This is a genomic window from Pedobacter sandarakinus (genome assembly GCF_026240095.1).
GTDB classification, from domain to species: Bacteria; Bacteroidota; Bacteroidia; order Sphingobacteriales; family Sphingobacteriaceae; genus Pedobacter; species Pedobacter sandarakinus.
Genome location: NZ_JAPIVG010000001.1, coordinates 927,019 through 947,188, shown reverse-complemented (window position 1 = coordinate 947,188; position 20,170 = coordinate 927,019). Strand labels below are relative to the sequence as shown.

Genomic DNA, 20,170 nt, shown 5'->3' with positions numbered 1-20,170 from the left:
TAGAAGGCTAAATAAACTTATACCAACCAAACCAATTGCCCTGCTTTAAATACCTAAGGTTGCCTTCATGATGATAAGCCTCTCGCTCAAAAACAATGTTGAGGTATGCGCTATGATGCTTTTTAAACCGAATTAAATTATACAGGTAATTTCCCAGGTATAAAATGTAGAAGGGTAAAATGAGAAGTTCTAATTGCTGGCGGAGGTGAATTTTTTCGTGATTAATAATTACCAAATCCTTTTTTAATATTTCACCTTTTAGCAAGATAAAAGGAAAAATAGCCATCCCAGTTACAGGCAAACTTTTTATGATTAAAATTGGCGTCCTCAAAGTTTTTCTATGGTTAACTTAGGAAGTTTTGGCAGTTGAAGTGCCTTAGGGTTAAGTCTGTAGCTTTTATAGGCATTTTTAATGAACACATTGAAAGAATAATCGTCTGCATCGAGCACAAACTGATACGTTGGGCGATACTGCTGCATGAAATCCGTTAGCTCATCATCTTTAATACTTAAAACCTGTTGCACTAACGTGACGTTGAAACGGTAGTCGATTAAATCCTCACGATAGTCTTTTTCGAGAATTTTCTGTAAATGGCGGGCATTTCTACCTTGTCGGCTAAGTAGGTTATAAATGGCGTCTATTCCTAAACCGACACCACCAGTGCCAAGGTTTAGCAGATCCTTAGAACTTCCCTTCATGGTTTGATAGCGGTATTCCTGAACAGATTTCTCATACTGCTGCTGCGGGGTTAGCCGCTTTTGTTGAATAACGACATCTCTAAGCCGTATGCCCAAAGATTTTAACTGGAAATAAGCAGCAGACTGACCGCGAAATACAATCGTATCTACACCATAACCAGATAGAGCAGCAACAAGAGTATCGCCCGCAAGAGCAATGGTATTAAACTCGCCTTTAGTATTATTATAAAGTCCGTCGCCAGTGCGCAAATTGTAGATATAAACCTTCGCCAATCTTTGCTTAGTTTCTCTATCAATTACAATGCCCTGCACAGGTTTTGTTTGAGCAGAAGCGAGCATCGTTATGAAGCAAAAAGGAAAGAAGAAGGCCGCAAAAAGTTTCATCTATCTACAAAACTACAAATATCCTACCGCTAAGTGTTGATGTTAACATTATTTAACCTTAAGCACCTGGCCTAATTTAATTGCATCTGCGGTTAACTGGTTCAGCATTTTGAGCTCATCAACGGTTAAATTGAAGCGTTTTGCAATGTTATATAAAGTATCTCCTTTAACAACGGTATATGTGCCATCGGCTACAATAGGTTTAGCCCCTGGCGGCGGTGTATCAACAGGAGAAAATTTTTCTTTTTCTTTTGGGATGTTCTGATTTATTTGTGTGAAAACCCGGTCTTCACGAGCAATTTTTTGTTTTTCGCTCTCAGGCTGATCATATTGATAAAGCTGGTATTTCTCAATCACTCCAATAATTAAATCTGGATATTTAGGATTAGTGGCGTAACCAGCCGTTTTTAACCCTTGTGCCCAGCTCTTATAGTCGTTTTTATCCAATTGAAACAAAAAGCTGTATCGTTTGCGTTTTAAAAACTCAGAATGGTCTCTGAAAGACTCTTTAGCATCCTGATATACCCTGAAGCAATCGTTTTTCTGATCGTCATCCCGAAAGTAATTTTTGCCCTTCCAGTCTGATGTACATTTAATACCAAAGTGGTTGTTCGCATACTTGGCCAGGTCGCTGTTTCCACTACCCGATTCTAAAATGCCCTGCGCAAGGGTAATGCTAGCAGGAATACCATCCGAATTCATTTCTGCTATAGCAACGCCTTTAAACTCTTCGATATAACTTAGCGTATTGTAGCTTTTGTAACTATTGTTGTTGGCTTTGTTAGCAGCTTTTTCTATTTGCTTATTATTTTGCGTGTATTTTCTAGTGCCACAAGAGCTTAAAAAAATAACAACTAAGGCTAAATATGATAAATTAAATTTCATTGGTATTGCTGGAATATTTATAGGCGTAAATTACAGTTTAATTTTCTGACCCGGTTTCAGTTTTGAGGATTTTAATCCGTTTTTTTGCATGATAGATTTTATGGTAACACCCTTCTTTTTCGCAATAACACTTAAGTTATCGCCAGGCCTTACCGTATATTTTGTAACAGTCTTCGCTGTTTTTTTACGCCGATAAACAGGTGGGGCATAAACCGGCTCTATATAATCGTCTGGTCTTTCATCATATTGGTAAAGGGCATACTTTTTTACTAAGGCAATAATTTGATAAGCCCAGGTGCGACTGCTGGCATATCCGGAACGTTGAATTCCCCTAGCCCAGCCTTTGTAATCGTATTGATCGTATTTTTCAAAAAGTGCGTTAAACGGAGCTCTGGATTCCATTATTTCCACAAAGTGATGATAAGATTCCTCTACAGATTCATAATTTCGGTACGCGGAACGCATCGTAGAGTTGTTTGGGCCTTTAACCCCGAAATGATTGTTGAAGTGTTGCGCAATATTGCTGTTGCCAGCAGCAGATTCATGAATTGCCACTGCTAAGATAATGCTGGCAGGTATCTTATGTTCGTGCATTAGTTCTTGAGCGTACGCTAAATGCGTTTCAATGTATTCGTTTGTAGCCTGTGCTTTCGCAAAAGCGACACTAAAAACTAACAGACATAACGTTACTAATTTCATCCCTTTAAGTTAGGTTAATAGCTGGCGGTTATTTTTTTCTGATGATGAACAAACCATCTCTAACAGGAAGTATTAATTTTTCCACTCGCTGGTCGTTTGCTATCTTATCGTTGAAGCCACTAATATTCTTGGTGTCTTTATCTTGTTTTTCGTGCAGCACTTTTCCACTCCAAAGTACATTATCTACAATGATAATTCCGCCTGGCCGCACGCGGTCGAAAATTAAATCGTAATAGGTGCCATTGTTTTTTTTATCGGCATCAATAAATACAATATCGAATATTTCATCTAACTCATTAACTGTTTTCGTAGCGTCACCGAGGATGTATTTAATTTGGGGATCGAATTTAGATTTAGAGAAATGATTTCTCACCATATCCTCTAGCTCTACATTAATATCTAAAGTGTAAAGCAAACCATCTGCTGTTAAACCTTCAGCTAAACATAAAGTTGCATAACCGGTAAATGTCCCAATTTCCAGGATTCGCCTGGGGGCGATCATTTTACTAAGCATGCTAAGCACACGACCCTGGTAGTGTCCAGAAATCATTCTGGGCATGAGCACCTTAAGATTCGTTTCTCGATCTACATGTTGTAGCAGTTCGCTCTCTGGCTCACAGTAGTTAAGCAGTAAAAGTTGCAAATCGTCGTTTATCAGGCTCATGTGTTGGGTTTATAAACGGTTGGTTTCCATGAAATATTGTAAAATAATAGTGGCTGCAATGGTGTCGACACGGTCTTTATCTCTCCTATCCATTTTTTTTAATCCGCTTTGCATAATGGCTTGCTGAGCTATCTTGGAGGTAAAGCGTTCATCTACCCAGTGTTGTGGCACAGTAGGAAAAGCCTTTTTTAGTAGGGTAGAAAATCCTTTTACATGCTGCTTATTTTCCGATGGAGACCCATCCATTTGTTTGGGGTCGCCGAGAACAAATGCCTCAACAGCTTCTGTACCAAGGTATTTTGTGATATATTCGATTGCATCTTTTGGGTGCACCGTTGTTAATCCAGTTGCAATGATTTGCAATGGATCTGTTACCGCAATACCGATACGTTTTGTGCCATAATCAAAAGCTAAAATTCGAGCCATAGAAATTAAAAGCTCCAAAGGTAAGGTTTTTTGATTTTATCACTATAGCCCTGATTTTGAGAAATATGTTATACACCAGGGGAATAAACGCTACGTAGATGGTGACATTGATTAATTTAATGAGCTGATAATGAGTCGCGTAATTTAGGGTCTTGAATTTGTTTCAAGGTTTTAAACTAAATTAAATGACATGAAATTTTCAAAAATCTTAATTGCGACCGCTCTAGTTGGTCTTTTCTCACTACAGAATATTTAGCTCAAACTAAGAACACAGCACCAGGTTCAGACGCCGAAAAGAACCTTGTTAAAATAAATCTCCCATCTCTTTTTATGAAGACAATAAATGTGCAGTATGAAAGAGCAGTTTGGGGAAAAACAAGCGTTGGCTTGGGTCTACGGGTTATGCCTAAAGGCTCATTACCCTTTAGCTCTTCATTCGATAGTATCGATGATCAGCTCGGAAGTTTAGAAATGGGTAATATTGCCATCACACCAGAAATAAAATTCTACTTAGGTAAAGGTGTTTTTAACGGTTTTTATATCGCACCTTTCTTAAGGTATGCAAACTACAATGCTTCTATTAATTATGAATTTACTTCAAACAACGTGGCAGAAATAATCCCCCTAAGTGGCAAGCTTAATACCTTCACCGCTGGTGTGCTATTTGGTGCGCAATGGGCTGTTGCTAAAAAGGTATATTTAGATTGGTCGATCTTTGGGCCACAATATGGATTTTCAAATGGAAATTTAAAAGGCACTAAAAACTTAGATGCTAATGAGCAACAAGCCTTGAGAGATGAGTTAGCGGGGATAGATTTGCCAGTAGGAACCATTACCACTACCGTTAATGCGAATGGTGCTGTTGTAGATCTAAAGGAGCCATGGGCAGGTATACGTGCTAATATTGGTATTGGATATAGATTTTAAATTAATTGGCCGCACCCTAATTCCATAGCGGGTGCGGCTAATTAACCTCGGCCAATTCAATAACAGCATTGTCTTCTAAGTTTAAAAATGTATTCCTCTGCTAAACTTCGCATAGCCAAATGTGCTATTCTCATATCTATTTCTTATTTTGCACCAAATGCAATTTAAAGAAATAACAGGGCAAGGCAGAGTTAAGCAACAATTGGTGCAAACGGTTAAAGAAAACCGGGTAAGCCATGCGCAGTTGTTCTTGTCTCCTGCCGGATCTGGAGCATTACCGCTGGCAATTGCATATGCGCAGTATGTTAACTGCTTAGATAAGCTCGATAGCGATAGCTGCGGGCAATGTGCCAGTTGCAGAAAATATGAACGTCTCATCCATCCCGATTTACATTTCTCATACCCTTTTTTCGCTTCTGCGAGTACAAAAGTTGCTACAGATGTGCTTGATGAATGGCGCAATATGGTATTGCAAGATCCATATTTTGACATGGATATTTGGCGCTCGAAACTGGAAGCCGCAAACAAACAAGCGAATATTCCAATTGCAGAATGCCACGATATTATTAAGAAACTAAGCTATAAAGCATTTGAAGCCGATACCAAAGTTTTAATTATGTGGCTGCCAGAGTACCTCGATAAATCTGGTAATGCATTACTGAAGTTAATTGAAGAACCACCTGCAAATACATTATTCATTTTAATTGCACAAAGCCAGGATCAAATTTTAACAACTATCCTTTCCCGTACCCAGATTATTAAAATTCCGAAATTATCTGGTGATGAAGTTTCAAATTACCTGGTTAGCCGCAATGGTTTAACCACACACCAGGCTGTAGATTATGCTTTCTTGGCCGATGGAAACTTAATTGAAGCTAAAGCACTTGCTGCAGATACGCAAGCTGATAGTTCAGGTACGTTTACCGCTTGGCTGCGCATGGGTTTTGGCAATAAAGTACCCGATTTAATCGATTTTACTGATGACGCCGCCAAATGGGGAAGAGAAAACCAAAAAAACTTTTTAAAGTACGGTGTAAATTATTTACGCGAATGTTGCCTAATTCTTAGTGGTGCCGAAGAAATGGTAAAATTGCCTCCCTTAACCTTAGAAACGGCAAAAAAACTAAGTACACATGTGCTAACACTTCCTATGGCAGAGGCTATAATTGCCGAATTGGAAAAGGCACATTACCACATTGAAAGGAATGCAAACCCGAAAATTCTGTTTTTAGATGTATCTTTACAATTGGTAAAAATTATCAAGTTTAAAACGCTCCCTACGGGGACTCAATATATATACAATTAGTTATGGGATGTGGAAGTTGTTCAACAGGTGGTGGTTGCACCCCTAATGGATGCAAAAGTAATGGCTCATGTGGTACCACTGGGTGCCAAACCATGGAAGTACACGACTGGCTATCTAATTTAGATATGCCTTCAAATTATAAGCCTTTTCAGGTTACAGAAATTAAATTTAAGGGCTCGCGAAAAGAGTTTTTCTTAAATAGCGATAATATTTATTTGGAAATTGGCGAGTTGGTTGCTGTAGAAGGCCCAACAGGAGGCTTCGATGTAGGGCATGTATCGCTTACTGGCGAACTGGTGCGCATACAAATGAAAAGACGCAAAACAACAGTCGATCAGGTTACCAAGAAAATTTATCGTAAGGCAACAGAGGCCGACGTAGAAAAATGGAATGCAGCCAAGGATATGGAATGGGAAACCATGCATAAAGCCCGAAAACTTGCACTTGACCTTCGTTTATCGATGAAGATTAGCGATGTAGATTATCAGGCAGATAAAACTAAAGCTACTTTTTTTTATACTGCTGATGGTCGCGTAGATTTTCGAGAGTTAATCAAAAAGATGGCCGAAAGTTTCCGAATCCGAATCGAAATGCGTCAAATTGGTATGCGCCAGGAAGCTGGGAGATTAGGGGGAATTGGTTCTTGCGGGCGTGAGCTATGCTGCTCTACCTGGTTAACCAACTTTAAAACAGTATCTACGGCTGCTGCTCGTTATCAAAATCTATCTTTAAACACCTTAAAGCTAGCTGGCCAATGTGGTAAGCTTAAATGTTGTTTAAATTACGAGCTTGATACTTATCTCGATGCTTTAAAAGATATTCCTGATCGTATTGAAAATTTAGATACGGAAGCTGGATATGCCCGTCATCAAAAAACCGATATCTTTAAAAAAATAATGTGGTTTAGTTACCAAGGTGATGAAAACTGGATTCCGGTTAAAGCAACCCGGGTGAAAGAAATCATGGCTATGAATAAAGCAGGTAAGAAAGCGCCGAACCTGAAAGAAGAGGCGGTTCAAATCGCTGCTCCTGCGGTGATCGAAAAATCTTTCGATTACGAAAATGTAGTGGGACAAGATAGTTTGACTCGCTTGGACGAACGTTCTAGGGGCAAGAATAATCAAAATAGAAACCAAAAAAATAGAGGAAATAATCAAAATAGAAGGGAGCGCGTTCCACAAGGGGAAAAAAACAGCCCATCTAATACTAACAAACCTCAACAGGGCGCCAAACAGGCTCAAAGCGGAAAACCTCAGCAGGCGAATTCAAAGGGTCAAAGCAATAGCAATAGGGCACAGCAAGCCGGGCCGAGATCACAACAATCTGCTCAGAAGCAGCAGCAGCCAAAACCTCAAAATAATGGGCCGAAGCCACAGCAGCCAACAGAAAAGCCTGCAGGTACAACGGATGGTCTTGCTTCAGATAATTTGAGGCCAGAGCAAAGCAAAAATAAAAATAGAAACAACCGGAGAAAGAACAATAATCGCCGAAATAACAACAATGGTTCAGAAAATAAACCTACCTCAGAATCGTAGATTCTTAAACCTTATGGTGTTTTTTCTATTTGTATCTACCTTGGTTGCCTGTACAACTAGCGTAGTAGATAGTAATATTGAAATTCCAGAACGGAAGTGGACATATCGAAACCATATAAAAACCGAATTCGAGATTAAAGATCATTCGAAACCGTATAACATTTATTTTAAACTAAGGCATACCGCTGATTACAAGTATGCTAACATTTATCTTCTTGTCCATTTAAAGTTAGGCGAACAAATAATTACCAAGCGCTACCAATACAAGCTAGCAAAAAATGATGGAGAATGGCTTGGTAGTGGTTCTGGCAACGTATTCAGCTACCTCCTTCCACTTCAAACCAATTTTAGGTTTCCGCAAAGCGGGAAATTTGAAATAGACATCGAGCAAAATATGCGAGATAACCCGTTAGTGGAAATAAGTGATACAGGTATTCTTGTTGAAGAGGTGAAATGATGAAACTGCCTTAATAACAGCTTATTTCAATCCTAATTTGTCTTTTGCCAAGAAAAATTCGGGTAGAAATTGCTATCTTTTTGGCCAGGCTTTGTTTTTGTAATAAAATTGTTATACTTGTTGTTAACTAAACAATAACGTATGATAAAAAAACTACTTAAAATCTCCCTCCCTCTATTTTTTCTAATAATTTCTAGTCAGGCATTTTCTCAAAGTTTGCAAGGTAAAGTTGCTGATTCTACAGGAACGGTGATACCCGGCGCAAGCGTGCAGGTTCTTGGCCAGAAAATCGGCACATCCACCGATGCAAATGGTATGTATTCCCTTAAGTTTCCGGCTGCGGGAAACTACAAGGTTAGGGTTAGTTTTACCGGATATATTAATGTTGACCAGGATGTAGCTATCGGTAATGCCAACAAAACGTTGGATTTTATATTATTAGAAACCAAATCGAACCTTGGAGATGTAGTTGTAATCGGTTCAAGGTCATCACCAAGAACAAATATTGAAAGCGTTGTTCCAGTAGATTTAATTTCAACTAAAGACGTCAAGGCTTTTGCTCAAACAGACATCACTCAAATTTTAAACTTCGTTGCGCCATCTTTTAGTTCCAACAGACAAACTGTTGCAGATGGTACAGATCATATTGATCCGGCATCTCTACGTGGGCTTGGGCCAGATCAGGTATTGGTTTTGGTAAACGGAAAACGTAGACACACCACCGCTTTAGTGAACATCAATGGTACATTTGGCCGCGGTACGGTAGGTACAGATATGAATTCTATACCAGTATCGGCAATTCAAAGAATTGAAGTTTTAAGAGATGGTGCAGCAGCGCAATATGGGTCTGATGCGATTGCCGGAGTGATTAATATTGTACTTAAAGCAGCAACCCCATATAGCATTTCAACCTCATTCGGACAATCAAGTTCAAGCGCCATTGGTCGCGATTTTAGTGATGGTCGTACTTTTCAGGCAGATTTTAGCAAAGGTTGGGCTTTCAATAACAATAAAGGTTTTATCAATCTTTCTGCTCAATATTTAAAGCGTGATTATACTAACCGTGGAGGACTAGATACACGTCCGCTATTGTATTCAGCAAGCCCTACAAAGGGTGCAACAGAAACTGAAGCTGATTTTCAAACTCGTTTTGCCAACCTAAAGGCGATTGATAACGCCCGGGCAGCCGCTAACGGTTTAGACAGAAACAACATGCGTGTTGGAAACTCTGATTCGCAAAATGGAGGCGGTTTTCTGAACGGCGAATTTAACGTGGGTGAAAATTCCAAAGTCTATTTCGCTGCAGGGCTTACGCATAAAACAGGTAGTGCTGCTGGCTTCTATCGCTTGCCAACACAAACTACACAGGTAGATTTATCTTTGTACCCAAATGGCTTCCTTCCTTTTATTGATACCAAAATAAATGATTATTCATTCTCGGCAGGTATTAAAGGGAAAATTGGAACTTGGGATTATGATTTAAGTAATACCAGTGGAGAAAATACCATCCAATTTGATATTAATAACACGGTAAATGCTTCATTGCCAACCGGTACAAGCCCCACTTCTTTTTATGCAGGAAAATTACTGTTCAGGCAAAATACATCTAATCTTGATCTCAGCAAGAAGCATAAATTCGAGAGCACATTTATCACCTCATTAAATACAGCTTTTGGTGCAGAGTTTAGAATAGATAATTATCAAATAAAAGAAGGAGAATTATGGTCGTACGCAAATGGTGGTCGTTTAATTGGAACATCTCCCACCGCATCGGGCGCTCAGGTATTTCCCGGTTTTAAGCCATCTAATGCACTAGATAAATCTAGACATAACACCAGTGCTTATGCCGATTTTGAAGCAGAATTTGGACCAAGTGTTTTGTTGGGCGCTGCAGGGCGTTATGAAAATTACAGCGATTTCGGGTCGAATTTTTCATATAAGTTTACAGGAAAAGTTAAGCTTATTGGCGATGTTTCTGTTCGCGGAGCTTATGCAACGGGATTTAGAGCACCATCTTTACACCAGCGGTATTTTAATAATGAGAGCACACAGTTTGTGGGGGTTAATGCTACCCAAGTGCTAACGGTAAACAATGATAATCCAATTGTTAGTCAGTTTGGTATTGGTTCTTTAAAGCCAGAGATTTCAAAATCAGGGAGCATAGGATTGGCTGGAAAAATTGCTAAAACTTTCACCTTTACAATTGATGCCTACAATATTGATATTCAAGATCGTATTGTTTTCTCATCACAATACACCAGATCGACGCCCGCAGTTGCAGCGATCTTAAATACTGTTGATCCCACGGCTCAAATAAATAGTGTTCAGTTCTTTACGAATGCAATATCCACCAATACCGCCGGTTTAGATGTGGTGTTAACGAATAAATTTAACTTAGGTGCTAAAAGCAATTTTATTTTAAGTGTTGCTGGTAATGTGAATAAAACAGTTGTAAGGAGTATCCAAGGTTCTGACAAGATCGAAAATGATGCTACGCTTAAGGCAAGACTGTTCGACCGATTAGAGCGTTCGCGATTTGAAAGTTCAGTTCCAAAAAATAAATTAAACATCACCGGAACTTTAAATATTGATAAATTAAGCATTATTGCAAGGGCTGTTCGTTTTGGGGAGGTTACCTATTTGAACGCTATCGATCCAAATATTCCGGCAAATGGTTTGCCCGTTCAGCTAGACCAAACCTTCTCAGCTAAGTGGGTTAGCGATTTTTCTGTAAATTACCAGGTAAGTAAAGTATGGGCGGTTACGGTAGGGGCTAACAACATTTTTGATGTTTATCCAGATCAACTATATATCAATCCCCGGAATAGCGAAAACAACTTAAGTGGAGTGGCTGGTAGTAATTACACAGGTAATTTAGATAATACCTCAAATGGAAGATTTCTATACTCAAGAGCCGTTAGCCAATTCGGATTTAATGGACGCTATATCTTTGGTAAAGTTTCTTGTACATTCTAAAAGAAAAGAATATAATAAATGCCAGTGCTTAACCGCATTGGCATTTATTGTTCATAGAGATACCGTTTTGATTATAAATACTGCAATAGGATTTCAAGCTTCATGCCCCTAGAACCCTTTAGTAGAATAAGACTATCTTTAATTTTATTTTTGTTAAGGTAATCTGCTGCTTCACTAGGGTTCTCAAAAAATTGAGCGCTAAATTGGTCTTTGAATTCGAAAAAGGATTTCCCAATAAAAATAATTTCACTTAAACCGCTGTTAATGGCTTGTTTAGCTATAATTTGATGTTGCGCAACAGATTCAGGGCCAAGTTCAAACATATCGCCTAGAATGGCTATCTTTTTCTGCGCAGTTAACACTGAAATATTATCTAATGCAGCGCTCATACTACTTGGGTTAGCATTGTAAAAATCGCAGATTACGGTATTTCTGTCAGTTTTAGTAAGTTGAGAACGGTTATTTTTTGGTTGATAGTTACCTAAACCAGCATTTATTTCTGCTGCACTAAGATCGAAAAAATCGCCGATGCAGATGGCGGCTAAAATATTTTCGAAATTGTAGCTACCTGTTAATTGGGTTAGCACGCTGCTTTCAACATCGTGGTTAGTCCAATCTACTGCTATGAAAGGATCGCTGGTTTTTAGCGCTCCCTTAATTGTGTTACCTCTTCCGGTTCCATAATAGATTATTTTGGTTAAAGCAGCAGTGCGACTCATTTCCAGCAAATGCTCATTATCGTTATTAATAAAGGTATAACCATTTGTATCTTTGAGATAAGCGTACAGTTCGGCTTTTCCTTTTTTCACACCTTCAAATCCACCAAACCCATCTAAATGAGCCATTCCAACATTAGTAATAATTCCATGTGTGGGCTGGGCAATGCTGCAAAGCAATTCTATTTCCTTTTGATGATTCGCCCCCATCTCAATTACGGCGATTTCTATATCATTTGTAATCGATAAAATAGAAAGCGGCACACCAATATGGTTATTCAGGTTTCCTTTTGTAGCAAAAGTCTTGTATCGTGATGCTAAAACAGCATTAATTAACTCTTTGCTAGTGGTTTTGCCATTGCTCCCTGTTAAGCCAATAACTGGAATATTTAATTGATTGCGATGATGGCGAGCCAATTCTTGAAGCGCATTTAAAACATTTTCAACGAATAAACATTTAGCATCAGCGTATTCTTCCTCATCCACAACTGCAAAAGCCGCCCCAAGTTCAATAGCTTGTTGAGCAAAGGTATTGGCGTTAAAATTTTCTCCCTTCAGCGCAAAAAAGATACATCCAGGAGTAATGCTTCTAGTATCTGTAGAAATAATAGGTTTCTGGAGGTAGTAAGCGTATAGCTTATCAATTGTAGTCATGCTTATCAAAAAAATTGTTCGGTAAAATTAAGCTTTCATCACAACAAAAAACAAAATTTGTACATTAGATAAATTTTAAACTTCTATGAAGCAAAGCTTAGCGTTCTGCCTACTCCTTTTACTCTCGGTATTTTCCATCAAAGCACAAGTTAAATCTCCTGATGAGTTTTTAGGTTATGAGCTTGGGGCGCATTTTACACCTCATTATAAGGTAGCAGATTATTTTAGGCAAACAGCTTCCACAGCACCTAATCTGGTAAAATTAATTGAGTACGGCAAAACCAATGAAGGCAGACCATTGATGGTAGCAATAATATCATCTGCGGAGAATATGACCAGGTTGGAACAAATTAAAGCCAACAATTTAATGTTGGCTAGCGGTACAAGCGCTAGTATCGACCTTAGCAACCAACCTGTAATCACCTGGCTTAGTTATAATGTACACGGTAACGAGGCGAACTCTACAGAAACTGCTATGAAGATGTTGTACACCTTAGTATCTGGTAAAAACGCACAGGCAACCGCATGGTTGAAGAATACAATCGTAGTAATCGATCCTTGCTTAAATCCTGATGGCAGAGATCGCTACGTAAATTATTTCAATAGCGTAGTGGGCAAAACACCTAACTCAGATCCTTCTGCAAGAGAGCATATAGAACCTTGGCCGGGGGGAAGGCCTAACCACTATTACTTTGATTTAAATCGCGATTGGGCTTGGCAAACCCAGATAGAAAGTCAGCAAAGACTAGCATTGTATAACGGTTGGATGCCACAAATTCATGTAGATTTTCATGAGCAAAGCTATAATGAACCCTATTATTTTGCACCAGCAGCAGAACCAGTTCATCAAGACATTACCCCGTGGCAAAAAAGTTTTCAGGTAGTGGTTGGAAAAAATAATGCAAAGTATTTTGATGAGCAAGGGTGGCAATATTTTACCAAAGAAAGGTTCGATTTACTATATCCATCTTATGGCGATACCTATCCTCTTTATAATGGATCTATTGGGATGACTTATGAACAAGGAGGAATTAGAGCTGGATTGTCTATTGTGACAAATGATGGTGATACGCTAACATTAAAAGACCGAATTGCGCATCATTTCACAACCGGAATGTCGACAGTTGAGGTATCTTCATTGAATCATGATAAGTTATTAGCGGAATATAAAAAGTATTTTCAGCAAGAGCTAAGTAACCCGCCAGGCATCTATAAAACCTATGTTATTAAGGCTAATAATCCATCAAGACAACAAAAACTTGCCGAATTATTACAGAAAAACAAGATTGAGTTTGCCTACGGTGGAGATAAAACCGGCAGAGGCTACGATTACGACACCCAGAAAGACGAAAGCTTTAGTGTTGGCAGAAATGATCTTATTGTAAACCTGCAACAGCCTAGAGCGGTACTCGCAAATGTGCTTTTAGAGCCGAAAACTTATGTTACCGACTCCAACACTTATGATATAACAGCCTGGGCATTACCCTATGTGTACGGCTTAAAGAGTTACGCCAGTAAAGAAAGTTTCAAAGGAAAATTTCCGACGTTAGCTATCGCTGAAGAATCTTCAAATGATATAGAAAAACCATTGGCATGGCTATTTGCGTGGGGTGCTGCAGAAAATGCACAAGTGTTAAACCAACTACAGAAAGCGAATATAAAAGTTCGTCAGGCCGACCAACCCTTTACCGTTTCCGGGAAAGATTATCCTGCGGGAACATTGATTGTATTAAGAGTAGAAAACGAAAGATCAGTTAAAGATTTAAGAACTAAGGTAGTTGCAGTAGCCAACAAATTTCGTCAGCCTGTACTAGGCATTACTAGTGGTTTTGTAGAGAAAGGAAAAGATTTTGGATCTAATGTTTATCCGATATTGAAGCAGCCTAAAGTTGCTATTGTTTCTGGAAACGAGGTTTCATCGCTGGCCTTTGGCGAGGTTTGGTTTTATTTAGAACACGATTTAAATCTTACACCAAGCATTATTAACGCAAGGGATATCAACAATTTAGACATAAGTAAAGTGAATACGCTCATTTTGCCAGATGGAGATTATAGTACTTTTATTGGAGATGGTTTAACTGCTTGGTTAAACAAGGGTGGCAAACTGGTACTTATGGAAGACGCTATAGAAAGCGTTATTGATAAAAAGGGGTTCGATATTAAAAAGAAAGAGTTGGCAGTAAAAAAGGATGCGAAGCCAGAACCTAGTAAATTGCTTTTCAAGGATAAGGATAAAGATGATTACGAGTTTGCCATTCCTGGAGCCATCTATAAAGTCAACCTAGATGTCACCCATCCCTTCGCGTATGGTTTGGGAAATACATATTATACTCTTAAAACAGATCGCAAAATTTACGAACCCTTTGTAAATGGCTGGAATGTAGGTGCTTTAAATGAAAAAAGCTTTGTTGCCGGTATTGTAGGAAAAAAAGTGAGGGAAGAATTAAAAACGGGCTTAGTTATCGGCGTTCAGGAATTCGGCCGTGGACAGGTGGTTTATCTAGCTAACGACCCATTATTTAGAAATTTCTGGGAATCTGGGAAAACGCTATTCGGAAATATTGTTTTCTGCAGGTATTAATATCGTAAATGGTCAATTTGAATAACCGCAAAGTCTGGCTTTTCAGTCCTAATAACAATATGTTGTGTAATGTTTTAAATAGAAAGTTAAAATTTGTTAAAATAAATTTGAATTTATAGGCCAGTAGCTATACTTTAGCAAATTATTGAAATCATTACCTAACCTATTTTAAAACATGAAAAAACTTTTACAGAGTTTGTTCATTTTGACGTTTATTGCAATTTCTGCGATGGCTCAAGATAGAACAATCACAGGTACAGTCACATCTGCGGACGACAAATTGCCGATCCCGGGAGTGAGTGTGAAAATCTCGGGTGCCTCTGGAGGCTCCGTTACTGGTGCAGATGGAAAATTCTCCTTAAGAGCACCATCTTCGGCCACTTCTTTAATTTTTAGCTCAATTGGTTTTACATCGCAAACAAGAACAATCGGATCTGCAACCGTAATTAATGTTGTTCTTAATGCTGATGCAACTTCTCTATCAGAAGTGGTAGTTACTGCTTTGGGAGAAAAGAGAGAGGCAAGAGCTTTAGGTTATGCCGCTACAGAAATTAAAGGTGAAAAATTAACTATTGCAAAAAATACCGATATCAGTACAGCCTTAGCTGGTAAGGTAGCTGGTGTGCAATTAAACGGTTCTCCAAGTTCATCGTTTGATAACGCTTCAGTTATTGTTCGTGGTATTAATGGCTTTACTGTTGGGCAACCTCTTTTTGTTGTAGATGGAACGCCTGCAGATCAAGCAAATGTTAACATGGACAACATCGAGAGTATCACTGTTCTAAAGGGTGCAGCAGCTACTGCCCTATATGGTCAACGTGCTTATAATGGTGTGGTAATCATCACAAGTAAGAAAGGTAGCAGAAAAGGCGGTACATCAATTGAAGTAAATTCAGGTGTTGCCATTGAAAAAACTTCACTGCTTCCTGACTATCAGAATGAATACGCTGGCGGTTATACAGGTCAATTCGAAAAATTTGTTTATAACCCAGCAATTCACCCAGCGGCCTGGGCTTCTTTTAATGGTCAAAATATGTTAGATTATGGAGCAGACGCAAGTTTTGGTCCGAAAATAGATGGCACAACCCTTTACCGTCCTTACTACAGCTGGTATCCTGGTGCTGACTTCGGTAAACTAGTGCCTTTAACTGCTCAGCCTAATAATATTCAAGATTATTTGAGGACTGGCGGTTCATATAATAATAGTATTGCATTTACGACAGGCGGTGAAGGTTATAACCTTCGTGTGGGATATACAAACCAAACAAGATCCTTGGTTCAGGATAACGCAAACCGTTCAATGAATATTTTAAACGTAAATGGCTCTTACGATGTATCTAAAAGGCTTACAGTTTCAACTGATTTCCAGTTTGCGAAAGAAAATAGGATTGGTCAGCCTTATGAAACTTACCGTAACGATGGATTAAATGTTGTTCAAGGATTTAACCAATGGTTTCAACGTCAGTTAGATATGAATTATCTAAGAGATAATCAGGTTTTGGCTGATGGAACAGTTACCTCGTGGAATATTGGTAACCCAAATGGTACCGGAGATCTGGCTTCAATTACTACTCCACAGTATTGGGATAATCCTTTCTGGGTAGTGAATAACAACTATAGAACGCAAAGGAACAACCGTTTAGTTGGAAATTTAGGTCTGAAATATGATTTGGGAAGTGGCTTAGCACTTGCTGGTTTCTTGAGAGGTAATATCAATAACGAAGCTGGTGATGAACGAATGGCAACCGGAGGTTTACAACAAGACTATTTCAAAACTAGAAATTGGACAGATACTGAGTTTAACTATGAGTTAAATTTAACTTATAATAAAACTTTTGGCGATTTCACTTTGAACGCATTGGCAGCTGGTAATATTCGTCACGAAAAGAGAGAAAGAATCAATATGGAAACTGCAGGTGGTTTAAGCTTTCCAAACTATTTTAATATAGCCGCATCTTTAGCTCGTCCAATTACTACTAATACATACTACGAAAAAGAAGTGAGGAGTGTTTTTGGTAAAGCTTCATTAGCATACAAAAATTTTATTTATTTGGATGTAACTGCTAGAAACGATTGGTCTTCTGTTTTTGCCCCTGATTTAAATTCTTATTTCTACCCATCAGTTTCGACATCTTTTGTGTTTTCAGAATTCCTGCCTTCCGGTGTTAAAGATATAGTTTCGTTTGGTAAATTAAGGTTAGCTTATGCACAAGTTGGTTCTGACGTAGATCCATATAGAGTTAACCTTCAGTATAACACGGCTCCAGCATACGGTTCTAATCCTTCTTTAGCAATAGGTAATGAATTTAGAGATGGTAGAATCATTCCCGCTAAAACAAACTCTTTTGAGATCGGGTCTGAAATCAAGTTTCTCAAAAACAGGATTGGTTTAGATTTTGCATACTATGTAAATCAGAATAAGAACCAAATCTTAGGAGTAACATTGAATGGAGCAACTGGATATACTAGTAACTTAATAAACGCTGGTGATTTAACGAACCGAGGTTTTGAGTTTAGCTTAACTGGTACACCTATCCAATCGAAAAATGTAAGTTGGGATTTAACTTTGAACTTTAGTAAGTCAAAAACAATTGTTAACAAAATTACTGATAAACAGACAAACGTAATTTATGAAACAAGTACATTCTTTAACAACACATTAAATTTACGTGAAGGCGAAGAATGGGGATATATTTTAGGTCGTACCTGGAACAGAGATGCAAATGGTAATGTGATTATTGCTTCAAGCGGATTACCCACCTCTACCACAAATCAATTTGTTGGATATGCTCGTCCTAAATTCAATGGTGGTGCATATTCATCACTAAGGGTGTTTGATTTTGACTTAGGATTTTCTTTAGACTTCCAAAAGGGTGGACTATTTAATTCAACCACCCGTGCATTTAATATGGGTAGTGGTCTGTCGCAAGAAACAGTTGGGGTGAATGATAAAGGTATCGATTGGAGATTACCAGTATCGCAAGGTGGTGGTTATAAGTTTGCAGGTGTTTTAGCGAACGGACAACCTAATACTAGATATGTTGATGCTAGTACCGCATTCTATAATGGTATGCAAACCGGATCTGGCGAACTTTTCATGATCAGCGCATCATATTTAAAATTAAGAGAAGTAAGATTAGGCTACAATTTACCAAGCAAGATATTAGCTAGGACTGGTTTCTTAAAATCTGCTAATCTAGGTTTTGTGATGGGCAATGCATGGTTAATTTCAGCTCCAGGTAAGAAATATGGAGTAGATCCATCGGAAATTGAGAATTTTTGGCAAGAAGGTGGTCAACTACCTTCATCACGTACGTTTGGTCTTAATTTAAGAGTTGGACTTTAATTTTTAGGAAAATGAAAAATATTAGAAAGTATATATTTTTAGCAGTTGGAATTAGTGTGCTAGCTACTGGATGTAAAAAATTTGGAGATTTCGGCGATACTAACGTCGATCAAACAAGAGTTTCAAAAGCAGCTACAAAAGCTTTATTAACCTATGCTATTCAAAAAAGTCAGGTTAATGGTGCAACAAATACGAACCCAACAACTATCTTATCTTCCACTGGTGCGATTTTCGCACAGCATATTTCCGAAGGGCCTTATTTAACGGTATCTCCTTTTAACGATGCTGGAAGCACATTAAACCCCAGTTACTATTCTTTTTACTCTGAAGTATTAAAGAATTTAAATCAGGTTATCACTTTTGCCAGAGCTGGCGCACCAGAAGCCGATGCAGCAGCTAATGGATCTATCAATAACCAGATTGCAGTTGCGAGAATAATGAAAGCGTATGTCTTTTGGAAGGTAACCGATAGATGGGGTGATGTTCCTTATACCGAGGCACTTAATAGCGCAAACATTACTCCGAAGTTTACGAAACAAGAAGATATCTATAAGGATCTTTTTAAAGAATTGAAAGAGGCGGTAGCGCAAATTGATGGTGGTGCAGGTCCGACGGGAGATATTATGTTTAATGGTGATATGGCCTCTTGGAAGAAATTCGCTGCTACACAACGTCTTTTGATGGCCTTAAGACTTTCAAAGGTATATCCTAATGCTGGAGAGTTTGCAGCAACAGAATTCGCAGCTGCCCTTGCAGCTAACCCGCTTACAGCAGGAGAAACTTTGACTTATAAGTTCATATCTGGAGATCCAAATAACTACAATCCATGGTATAACAATTATAGTATATCAAATCGTAACGATTTTGCAATTAGCAAAACTATAGTTGATATTATGAAGAACAATGGAACTGGTACTGATCCAAGATTACCTGTTTACGGAGAAGTTTTGGCTGGTAACCAAGTAATTGGTCTGCAATTCGGCGTACAAACTCAGGTTAACATTCCTAACTCATATAGCAGAATAGGAGCTTCACTACGTGGAGCTGGGTCGCCTGCTTATATCTTCACCGGTGCACAAGTACAGTTTGCACTGGCAGAGGGGGCAAAAAGAGGTTGGATCGCTGGAGGCGATGCATCTGCAGCAACTTATTACAATGCAGGTATCGATGCGTCTCTAACACAATATGGTGTAGCAGATCCAAATTTCAAGACGGCTACTGGAGTTGTTTATAGTCCAGCCACCGCTTTACAACAAATTGGAACCCAGAGATGGATTGCACTATACTTAGATGGTTGGGAAGCATGGACCGAATTTAGAAGAACTGGCTTTCCTGCTTTGGTTCCAGGTCCAAATTCTCAAAATGGAACCAATATCCCAAGACGCGTTGGTTATCCAACAGCTGACCAAACAACCAATAGAGATAATTACAATGCAGCATTGGCTCAACAAGGTTGGACAAATAACAGCATTAATAACAGAATGTGGTGGGATAAGCCATAATCATATTTACAAAAAAAGGGAGCCAAAGGCTCCCTTTTTTTGTCTGTCATCGGTGTCTGATGTCACTTGTAAATCTTATAATATTCTCACGTAAGATTGCTTGCCACCATCAACCTATTTGCCTGAAACACTAGAATTTGACAGGTTTGAGCAAAAACCTATTCTTTAGATTACCTTTTTCGATTAGATCTTGACAATCAGATAACAAATCCAATTTTTAAAAGCCTATTCTATGTATAATTTTCATCAAATAAGTCAGATTTGTATTTGCAGACTCCGTCTACAAGGTAGTACTAAAGTTTAAATCATCTTCTACATTATGAAATACTCTTTCAGCATGTGCTATTTCTAATCGAAAGATATCATGTAATTTTGGTTAAGATATTATATCAAATTAACAACACATTCTATCC

15 protein-coding genes are annotated in these 20,170 nt (G+C 38.5%); 8 read left to right on the top strand and 7 right to left on the bottom strand.

Features of this window, described 5'->3' with window-relative positions; genetic code table 11:
* Nucleotides 1-7: 7 nt before the first annotated feature.
* From OQ268_RS04020 to ruvX, 6 genes are all read right to left on the bottom strand, one after another.
* Nucleotides 8-331, bottom strand: a complete 324-nt coding sequence (locus OQ268_RS04020) for a hypothetical protein (protein WP_265854809.1) — start codon at nucleotides 329-331, stop codon at nucleotides 8-10.
* Nucleotides 328-1,038, bottom strand: coding sequence for a hypothetical protein (locus OQ268_RS04015; protein WP_265854808.1), 711 nt, complete (start codon nucleotides 1,036-1,038; stop codon nucleotides 328-330). Before OQ268_RS04015 ends, OQ268_RS04020 begins: the two co-directional genes overlap by 4 nt.
* 93 nt (nucleotides 1,039-1,131) lie before the next feature.
* Nucleotides 1,132-1,968: a glucosaminidase domain-containing protein gene (locus OQ268_RS04010; RefSeq protein ID WP_265854806.1), complete on the bottom strand. Its 837-nt coding sequence runs from the start codon at nucleotides 1,966-1,968 to the stop codon at nucleotides 1,132-1,134.
* 30 nt (nucleotides 1,969-1,998) lie between these two features.
* Nucleotides 1,999-2,667 (bottom strand): glucosaminidase domain-containing protein, encoded by a 669-nt coding sequence (locus OQ268_RS04005; RefSeq protein WP_265854805.1) that lies wholly within the window; start codon nucleotides 2,665-2,667, stop codon nucleotides 1,999-2,001.
* A 28-nt stretch (nucleotides 2,668-2,695) separates the two neighbouring features.
* The gene (locus tag OQ268_RS04000) at nucleotides 2,696-3,331 is read right to left on the bottom strand and encodes an O-methyltransferase (RefSeq protein WP_265854804.1); all 636 of its coding nucleotides are present in this window, start codon (nucleotides 3,329-3,331) and stop codon (nucleotides 2,696-2,698) included.
* A 9-nt stretch (nucleotides 3,332-3,340) separates the two neighbouring features.
* The gene (gene ruvX / locus OQ268_RS03995) at nucleotides 3,341-3,757 is read right to left on the bottom strand and encodes a Holliday junction resolvase RuvX (protein WP_265854803.1); all 417 of its coding nucleotides are present in this window, start codon (nucleotides 3,755-3,757) and stop codon (nucleotides 3,341-3,343) included.
* 195 nt (nucleotides 3,758-3,952) lie between these two features.
* Here ruvX and OQ268_RS03990 point away from each other — a divergent pair, with 195 nt between their 5' ends.
* The 5 genes from OQ268_RS03990 (at nucleotide 3,953) to OQ268_RS03970 (ending at nucleotide 10,958) form a co-directional block, all read left to right on the top strand.
* Complete coding sequence (locus OQ268_RS03990) at nucleotides 3,953-4,684, top strand: DUF3575 domain-containing protein (protein WP_265855158.1); 732 nt, start codon at nucleotides 3,953-3,955, stop codon at nucleotides 4,682-4,684.
* Nucleotides 4,685-4,841: 157 nt separating this feature from the next.
* The gene (locus tag OQ268_RS03985; RefSeq protein WP_265854802.1) at nucleotides 4,842-5,990 is read left to right on the top strand and encodes a DNA polymerase III subunit; all 1,149 of its coding nucleotides are present in this window, start codon (nucleotides 4,842-4,844) and stop codon (nucleotides 5,988-5,990) included.
* Nucleotides 5,991-5,992: 2 nt separating this feature from the next.
* Nucleotides 5,993-7,525, top strand: a complete 1,533-nt coding sequence (locus tag OQ268_RS03980; RefSeq protein WP_265854801.1) for a PSP1 domain-containing protein — start codon at nucleotides 5,993-5,995, stop codon at nucleotides 7,523-7,525.
* A 13-nt stretch (nucleotides 7,526-7,538) separates the two neighbouring features.
* On the top strand, nucleotides 7,539-7,982 hold the full coding sequence (locus OQ268_RS03975) for a gliding motility lipoprotein GldH (protein WP_265854800.1): 444 nt from the start codon (nucleotides 7,539-7,541) through the stop codon (nucleotides 7,980-7,982).
* 141 nt (nucleotides 7,983-8,123) lie between these two features.
* A complete protein-coding gene (locus tag OQ268_RS03970) occupies nucleotides 8,124-10,958 on the top strand; it encodes a TonB-dependent receptor (protein ID WP_265854799.1) in 2,835 nt (944 codons plus the stop codon).
* Between the two features lie 71 nt (nucleotides 10,959-11,029).
* On the opposite strand, the gene OQ268_RS03965 is transcribed toward OQ268_RS03970, so the two are convergent.
* On the bottom strand, nucleotides 11,030-12,328 hold the full coding sequence (locus OQ268_RS03965; protein ID WP_265854798.1) for a UDP-N-acetylmuramoyl-tripeptide--D-alanyl-D-alanine ligase: 1,299 nt from the start codon (nucleotides 12,326-12,328) through the stop codon (nucleotides 11,030-11,032).
* A gap of 85 nt (nucleotides 12,329-12,413) precedes the next feature.
* Here OQ268_RS03965 and OQ268_RS03960 point away from each other — a divergent pair, with 85 nt between their 5' ends.
* From OQ268_RS03960 to OQ268_RS03950, 3 genes are all read left to right on the top strand, one after another.
* Nucleotides 12,414-14,909, top strand: a complete 2,496-nt coding sequence (locus OQ268_RS03960; RefSeq protein ID WP_265854797.1) for a M14 family metallopeptidase — start codon at nucleotides 12,414-12,416, stop codon at nucleotides 14,907-14,909.
* Nucleotides 14,910-15,084: 175 nt separating this feature from the next.
* Nucleotides 15,085-18,255, top strand: a complete 3,171-nt coding sequence (locus OQ268_RS03955; RefSeq protein ID WP_265854796.1) for a SusC/RagA family TonB-linked outer membrane protein — start codon at nucleotides 15,085-15,087, stop codon at nucleotides 18,253-18,255.
* Nucleotides 18,256-18,266: 11 nt separating this feature from the next.
* The gene (locus OQ268_RS03950; protein ID WP_265854795.1) at nucleotides 18,267-19,757 is read left to right on the top strand and encodes a SusD/RagB family nutrient-binding outer membrane lipoprotein; all 1,491 of its coding nucleotides are present in this window, start codon (nucleotides 18,267-18,269) and stop codon (nucleotides 19,755-19,757) included.
* Nucleotides 19,758-20,170: the final 413 nt, after the last annotated feature.

Bases quoted from the DNA above. Each gene is read 5' to 3' on its own strand.
- OQ268_RS03960 (WP_265854797.1), top strand. From the start codon at position 12,414: ATGAAGCAAAGCTTAGCGTTCTGCCTACTCCTTTTACTCTCGGTATTT.
- OQ268_RS04015 (WP_265854808.1), bottom strand. From the start codon at position 1,038: ATGCTCGCTTCTGCTCAAACAAAACCTGTGCAGGGCATTGTAATTGAT.
- OQ268_RS04005 (WP_265854805.1), bottom strand. From the start codon at position 2,667: ATGAAATTAGTAACGTTATGTCTGTTAGTTTTTAGTGTCGCTTTTGCG.
- OQ268_RS03955 (WP_265854796.1), top strand. From the start codon at position 15,085: ATGAAAAAACTTTTACAGAGTTTGTTCATTTTGACGTTTATTGCAATT.
- ruvX (WP_265854803.1), bottom strand. From the start codon at position 3,757: ATGGCTCGAATTTTAGCTTTTGATTATGGCACAAAACGTATCGGTATT.
- OQ268_RS03950 (WP_265854795.1), top strand. From the start codon at position 18,267: ATGAAAAATATTAGAAAGTATATATTTTTAGCAGTTGGAATTAGTGTG.
- OQ268_RS03975 (WP_265854800.1), top strand. From the start codon at position 7,539: ATGGTGTTTTTTCTATTTGTATCTACCTTGGTTGCCTGTACAACTAGC.
- OQ268_RS03970 (WP_265854799.1), top strand. From the start codon at position 8,124: ATGATAAAAAAACTACTTAAAATCTCCCTCCCTCTATTTTTTCTAATA.
- OQ268_RS04000 (WP_265854804.1), bottom strand. From the start codon at position 3,331: ATGAGCCTGATAAACGACGATTTGCAACTTTTACTGCTTAACTACTGT.
- OQ268_RS03985 (WP_265854802.1), top strand. From the start codon at position 4,842: ATGCAATTTAAAGAAATAACAGGGCAAGGCAGAGTTAAGCAACAATTG.
- OQ268_RS03980 (WP_265854801.1), top strand. From the start codon at position 5,993: ATGGGATGTGGAAGTTGTTCAACAGGTGGTGGTTGCACCCCTAATGGA.
- OQ268_RS04010 (WP_265854806.1), bottom strand. From the start codon at position 1,968: ATGAAATTTAATTTATCATATTTAGCCTTAGTTGTTATTTTTTTAAGC.
- OQ268_RS03965 (WP_265854798.1), bottom strand. From the start codon at position 12,328: ATGACTACAATTGATAAGCTATACGCTTACTACCTCCAGAAACCTATT.